This window comes from Pseudomonas sp. NPDC089569 (assembly GCF_050280625.1).
Classification (GTDB): domain Bacteria; phylum Pseudomonadota; class Gammaproteobacteria; order Pseudomonadales; family Pseudomonadaceae; genus Aquipseudomonas.
On sequence record NZ_JBNNVQ010000074.1, the window covers coordinates 22,863 to 29,250 of the forward strand.

Consider the following 6,388-nt stretch of genomic DNA (forward strand, 5'->3'; position numbering starts at 1 on the left):
CGCATGGCCACGAGCGCCAGAAAAGCGCTTGCCGGTGCGGGTGCCTTTTGTACACTCAGGCGATATTCCGAAGAGGTGCATGGCATGAATGAAGAGCCCCGCGAACCGTTCAAGCGTCTGTTCTTCGCCCTGGGCTGCGCTGCCGCCCAGCGTCGGGACATCGCCAAATGGCGCAGCGCGTTGCAATTGCGCAGCGGACGACCGGTGCCGGCGGACAACTTTCACCTGACCCTGAAATTTCTCGGCGCCGTGGCCACGGCGCAGGTGGCGGATATCTGCACGGCCGCCGCCTCCGTGCGCACCTCGGGCGCACGTTTGACGGTGGTCCTGGACAGGCTGGATGTGTGGCGCAGGGCCGGGGTGCTGGTACTGGCGCCGGAGCAGGCACCCCCTGCGTTGTTGCGGCTGGTATATGACCTGGAGCAGGCGATGCTGCCCTTTGGTCTGGAGGATGCGCCACGGGAGTTTCGACCGCACCTGACGCTGGCCCGGGATTATCGCGCACCGGCGCCGGAATCCTCGTCGCCACCGGAATTTTTCCTGCGTGCCGAGCGTTTCACCCTGTTCGAGTCGCACAAGGGGCGCTATCGGGCACTGGCCGAGTGGCCGCTGGGGACTGCTTGACCCCAAAGCAAAAAAAGGCGCCCTGGGGCGCCAAACTTCACCTTAACCGAGGAGCCAGGTGAGTAATGCAGCGGTGGTAAGGCGCTGCACGCAGGAAAAGTTTGCCCTCGATGATCGTTCCCACGCTCTGCGTGGGAATGCCTCAAGGGACGCTCCGCGTTCCAGCTCTGGAGGGGACGCAGAGCGTCCCGGGCTGCATTCCCACGCAGAGCGTGGGAACGATCAACCATCCAAGTACTGTGCACTGCCCACTGTGGGAGCGAGCCTGCTCGCGATGGCAATTTAAAGCGAATCAGTTACCCAGCTTGACCTTGGTCCAGCCACGGGTCATGACCCGCTGCACACCGATGGGCATGTCGGGAATGGCATACAGGGTCGCCATCACTTCCTGCGACGGGTAGGAGCCCGGATCGTTGCGGATGGCTTCATCCACCAGCGGCGTGGCCGCGGCGTTGGCGTTGCTGTAGCCGATGTTGTTGGTGATTTCGGCGATGATGTCCGGACGCATCAGGAAGTTCATGAACAGGTAGGCATTCTCGACGTTGGCGGCATCACGCGGGATGGCGACCATGTCGTAGAAACTGCCGGCACCTTCCTTCGGGATGCTGTAGTCGATTTTCACCTTGTCGCCGGCTTCCTGGGCGCGGGCCTTGGCCTGCAGCACGTCGCCGGAGTAACCGACGGCCACGCAGATGTTGCCGTTGGCCAGGTCGGAAATGTATTTGGAGGAGTGGAAGTACGCCACCGACGGGCGAATCTTCATGAACAGCGCTTGCGCCTGGGCAATGTGCTGCTTGTCCTGATCGTTCACCGGGTAACCCAGGTAGTGCAGGGCGGCCGGGAGCATTTCGGTCGGCGAGTCGAGGAAGCTGATGCCGCAGGCCTTGAGCTTCTCGGCGTTTTCCGGTTTGAACAGCAGATCCCAGGAGTTGGTCGGGGCGTTGGCGCCGAGTACTTCCTTGACCTTGTCCGGGTTGAAGCCGATGCCGATCGAACCCCACATGTACGGGAACGCATGGTCGTTGTTCGGGTCACTGGCCGCAGCGTTTTTCAGCAGCACCGGGTTGAGGTTTTTCCAGTTTGGCAGCTTGGATTTGTCCAGTGTCTGGTAGACGCCGGCCTTGACCTGCTTGGCCAGGAAGCTGTTGGACGGCACCACGATGTCATAGCCGGATTTGCCGGCCAGCAAGCGGGCTTCGAGGGTTTCGTTACTGTCGAACACATCGTAGGTCACCTGGATCCCGGTCTCGTCTTCGAACTTCTTGACGGTGTCCGGGGCAATGTAATCCGACCAGTTGTAGACGCGCAGTACCTTGTCATTGGCCTGGGCGCCGGTGGCGATCGCGCCCAATAAGGACAGTGTCAGCAGAGTCCTGCCAAACATTTTCATCGGTACAACTCCATTTCTTATTCAAATGACGCAAAGCAAAGGTGCATAAAACCGGTGGCGAGCGTGTCCGCTCGCCACCGTTGATTTCACGACAGCTGACTTAAGCTGCCGCCGCTGCCTGGGATTTAGGTTGTTGCCAGGATTCGCTGGCGGTCTGTTCCATGGCTTCCTGAATCGCCCGTTTACGGCTGGCTTCGGCACGGCGGCTGAAGTACCAGACCATGAAGGTGACGATCGACACCGCCAGCAGGATCAGGCTGGCCACGGCGTTGATCTCCGGCTTCACGCCCAGACGCACCGCCGAGAACACTTCCATCGGCAGGGTCGTGGAGCCAGGGCCCGACACGAAGCTGGCCAGCACCAGGTCATCCAGCGACAGCGCGAACGACATCATGCCGCCGGCCGCCAGCGATGGTGCGATCATCGGGATGGTGATCAGGAAGAACACCTTGAAGGGTTTCGCACCCAGGTCCATGGCCGCTTCTTCGATGGACAGGTCCAGCTCGCGAAGGCGGGCGGAGACTACCACCGCAACGTAGGCGGCACAAAAGGTAGTGTGAGCGATCCAGATCGTCACGATGCCGCGTTCCATCGGCCAGCCGATCAACTGCGCCATGGCCACGAACAGCAGCAACAGCGACAGGCCGGTGATCACTTCAGGCATGACCAGCGGCGCGGTGACCAGGCCACCGAACAGCGTGCGGCCCTTGAAGCGGGTCACGCGGGTCAGCACGAACGCAGCCAGGGTGCCCAGTGCCACCGCGGCAACCGCGGTGTAGCAGGCGATTTCCAGCGAACGCACCACCGAGCCCATCAGTTGCGTGTTGTCCAGCAGGCCGGCGTACCACTTGAACGACCAGCCACCCCACACGGTCACCAGCTTCGAGGCGTTGAACGAGTAGATCACCAGAATCAGCATCGGCAGGTAGATAAACGACAGGCCGAGCACCAGCATCAATCTTGAAAACCCGAAACGGCTCATGCCCGTCCCTCCATCTCTTTGGCCTGGCTACGGTTGAACAGCAGGATCGGCACAATCAGGATCAGCAGCATCACCACCGCCAGGGCGGATGCCACCGGCCAGTCGCGGTTGTTGAAGAACTCCTGCCACAGCACGCGGCCGATCATCAGGGTTTCCGGGCCACCGAGCAGTTCGGGGATCACGAACTCGCCCACCACCGGGATGAACACCAGCATGCAGCCGGCGATGATGCCGTTGCGGGCCAGCGGCACGGTGATTTTCCAGAAGCTGTTGAAGTTGCTCGAACCCAGGTCCGCCGCGGCTTCCAGCAGGCTGCCATCGTGTTTCACCAGGTTGGCGTACAGCGGCAGCACCATGAACGGCAGATACGCATACACCACACCGATGTAAACGGCAGTGTTGGTGTTGAGGATCTCGATCGGGTGCGAAATCAGCCCGGTCCACATCAGGAACGCGTTGAGCAGGCCGTTGTTGCTGATGATGCCCATCCAGGCATAGACACGGATCAGGATCGCGGTCCAGGTCGGCATCATGATCAGCAGCATCAGCACGTTTTGCGCTTCCTTGCTGGTTTTGGTGATGGCGTAGGCCATCGGAAAACCGATCAACAGGCACATCAGTGTGCTGAAAAACGCAACCTTCAACGAACCCAGGTAAGCCGACAGGTACAGCTCATCTTCACCCAGCAGGGTGTAGTTGCCGATGTTGAGGAACAGCTGGAATTTCTGTTCGGCGTAGCTGTAGATCTCGGAGTAGGGAGGAATGGCCAGCGCCGCTTCCGAGAAGCTGATCTTCATGACCAGGAAGAACGGCAACAGGAAAAACAGGCACAGCCACAGGAACGGAATGCCGATCACGACCTTTCGGCCGCTGGGCACCAGGCGCATGAATTGCTGATTGAGGGTTTTCATGCGCGCAGTACCACGCCGCTGTCGTCTTCCCAGTACACGTAGACCTGATCGTCCCAGGTCGGACGTGCGCCACGGCGTTCGGCGTTAGCCATGAACGACTGCACCACTTTGCCGCCAGGCAGTTCGACGTAGAACACCGAGTGGCCGCCCAGGTAGGCAATGTCATGCACCTTGCCGCTGGACCAGTTGTAGCGGGTGTCGGGCTTGGTGGTGCTGACCAGCAGTTTTTCCGGGCGAATGGCGTAGGTGATCGACTTGTCCTGCACCGAGGTGCTGACGCCATGGCCGACGTAGATTTTCTGCTCCAGGTCCGGGCTGTGGATGATCGCGTGACCTTCGAGGTCTTCTACCACCGTGCCTTCGAAAGCGTTCACGTTGCCGATGAATTCGCAGACCATGCGGCTGACCGGTGCTTCATAGACGTCGACCGGGCTGCCGATCTGGGCAATCCAGCCCAGGTGCATGATGGCGATGCGCTGGGCCATGGTCATGGCCTCTTCCTGGTCGTGGGTCACCATCACGCAGGTCACGCCGACGCGTTCGATGATTTCCACCAGCTCCAGCTGCATTTGCGAGCGCAGCTTTTTATCCAGTGCACCCATCGGTTCGTCGAGCAACAGCAGTTTCGGACGCTTGGCCAGGGAACGGGCCAGGGCCACGCGCTGACGCTGGCCACCGGACAATTGGTGCGGTTTGCGCTTGGCGTATTGGGTCATGTGCACCAGGCGCAGCATCTCCTGGACGCGGGCGTCGATTTCATCGGCGGGCAAACGGTCCTGCTTGAGGCCGAAGGCGATGTTCTGGGCCACGGTCATGTGCGGGAACAGGGCGTAGGACTGGAACATCATGTTGATCGGCCGCTCGTAGGGCGGCATGTCGGTGATGTCGACACCGTCGAGCAGAATTCGTCCTTCGGTCGGGCGCTCGAAGCCGGCGAGCATGCGCAGCAGCGTCGATTTGCCGGAGCCGGAGCCACCGAGCAGGGCAAAGATTTCACCCTGATGGATTTCCAGGGACACATCGTCCACTGCGGTGGTTTCGTCGAATTTCTTGGTGACGCGATCGACTTTCACCAACACCTTTTTCGGTGCCTGGTGACCTTCAAGGGCCTTCCTGTAAATGCTGGAGGCGTTTGCCATGTGAAACTCCCAACAGGTTTCAGTCGCCAGGCCAACACGGCCCGGCTTAATAGTTGATTGCAAACCCGGGGGATACGCTGCCTGTAGGAGCGAGCACGCTCGCGATAGCGGTGTGTCAGGCGACATCAATGTTGAATGTCAGTCAGCCATCGCGAGCGTGCTCGCTCCTACAGGGGTTGCGTTCCCTCCCGGGTTTATTCGGCGCCGCCGTCCTGGCTGCCTGGTAGTACTTGTTGTTATTGCAGTGTGTTGTTGTCGCAAGTCGCGGATGCGCGAAGGCGCACCCGCAGGCTCACGGGGGCAGTTAATCGTTGGATTCGATTATTTGAGTCGTCAGCGCGGATTACGCAGCGCCGCTCGTTGCCGGCACGCTTCACCAAACGCCTGGAAAATTCTCAAATAAGGAGGGTTGTCCAGCACTTGCCATTCCGGGTGCCATTGCACACCGAGGGCGAAGGCCTTGGCGTGTTCAACCGAGACCGCCTCGATCAGGCCATCGGGTGCGACCGCTTCGGCGCGCAGGCCGGTGGCGAGTCGATCGATGCCTTGACTGTGAATCGAGTTGACCTGGAACACCGGGGGCAAATCCAGCGCCTGGAAAACACCGCCGGCCTGCACCTTGACCTCGTGGGCCGGTGCGTATTGCACGGCCAGGTCCGGGTGGTTGGCTTCGCGATGGTCCAGCATGCCCGGCAGCTCATGGACTTTCTGATGCAGGCTGCCACCGAACGCCACGTTCATCTCCTGGAACCCGCGACAGATGCCGAGCACCGGAACGCCGGCGGCAATAGCTGCACGAATCAGGGGAAGGGTGGTGCGATCCCGCTGGGGATCGTGTTCCGTGCCGGGAGCGCTGTCGGGGCCTTGATAGTGGAAGGGTTCCACGTTCGATGGCGAGCCGGTCAGCAACAGACCGTCGAGCTGCGGCAGCAGATCATCGATTTCGGTCAGTTCAGCCAGGGAAGGAATGACGACAGGCAGCCCCAGTGCTGCAACGCTGACAGCACGCAAGTACTTGTCGCCGCTGACATGGTAGGGGTGCAGGCCAATCTGTTTGACGCACGCAGTAACGCCGATCAATGGCTTGAATGCCATTTTTATTCACCTCGAAGTTTGACACTTGAACGAGCTTTTCCGGAGCTTATCCTCGTTGATTTTAATTGACAACTCCGATGTAAAAAATTCTAAACGTCGGTCGTCGGATCTCCTGTGTTTTTGGCTGCGTAGGGGGTGTGTTTGGCGAGGGGTTGAGTTTTAACCTTGCGGCCGTACTCCCCAGGCGGTCAACTTAATGCGTTAGCTGCGCCACTAAAGACTCAAGGTCCCCAACGGCTAGTTGACA

6 protein-coding genes and 1 rRNA gene are annotated in these 6,388 nt (G+C 60.2%); 1 reads left to right on the forward strand and 6 read right to left on the reverse strand.

The window, feature by feature from the left end:
- Positions 1-84 precede the first annotated feature (84 nt).
- Entirely contained in the window at positions 85-624 is a 540-nt protein-coding gene (gene thpR / locus ACQKP2_RS23145; RefSeq protein WP_427579769.1) for an RNA 2',3'-cyclic phosphodiesterase, read from the forward strand.
- 292 nt (positions 625-916) lie between these two features.
- Here thpR and ACQKP2_RS23150 read toward each other — a convergent pair whose 3' ends face one another.
- From ACQKP2_RS23150 to ACQKP2_RS23175, 6 genes are all read right to left on the reverse strand, one after another.
- The gene (locus tag ACQKP2_RS23150; RefSeq protein WP_427579770.1) at positions 917-2,014 is read right to left on the reverse strand and encodes a polyamine ABC transporter substrate-binding protein; all 1,098 of its coding nucleotides are present in this window, start codon (positions 2,012-2,014) and stop codon (positions 917-919) included.
- 100 nt (positions 2,015-2,114) lie between these two features.
- The gene (locus ACQKP2_RS23155; RefSeq protein ID WP_427579772.1) at positions 2,115-2,996 is read right to left on the reverse strand and encodes an ABC transporter permease subunit; all 882 of its coding nucleotides are present in this window, start codon (positions 2,994-2,996) and stop codon (positions 2,115-2,117) included.
- The gene (locus ACQKP2_RS23160; RefSeq protein WP_427579777.1) at positions 2,993-3,874 is read right to left on the reverse strand and encodes an ABC transporter permease subunit; all 882 of its coding nucleotides are present in this window, start codon (positions 3,872-3,874) and stop codon (positions 2,993-2,995) included. The genes ACQKP2_RS23155 and ACQKP2_RS23160 overlap by 4 nt, the downstream gene beginning before the upstream one ends.
- 29 nt (positions 3,875-3,903) lie before the next feature.
- Complete coding sequence (gene potA / locus ACQKP2_RS23165; RefSeq protein ID WP_427579773.1) at positions 3,904-5,046, reverse strand: polyamine ABC transporter ATP-binding protein; 1,143 nt, start codon at positions 5,044-5,046, stop codon at positions 3,904-3,906.
- A 333-nt stretch (positions 5,047-5,379) separates the two neighbouring features.
- Positions 5,380-6,141: a gamma-glutamyl-gamma-aminobutyrate hydrolase family protein gene (locus ACQKP2_RS23170; protein ID WP_427579775.1), complete on the reverse strand. Its 762-nt coding sequence runs from the start codon at positions 6,139-6,141 to the stop codon at positions 5,380-5,382.
- A gap of 130 nt (positions 6,142-6,271) precedes the next feature.
- Positions 6,272-6,388: ribosomal RNA gene (locus ACQKP2_RS23175) — 16S ribosomal RNA — on the reverse strand; the annotation flags it as partial.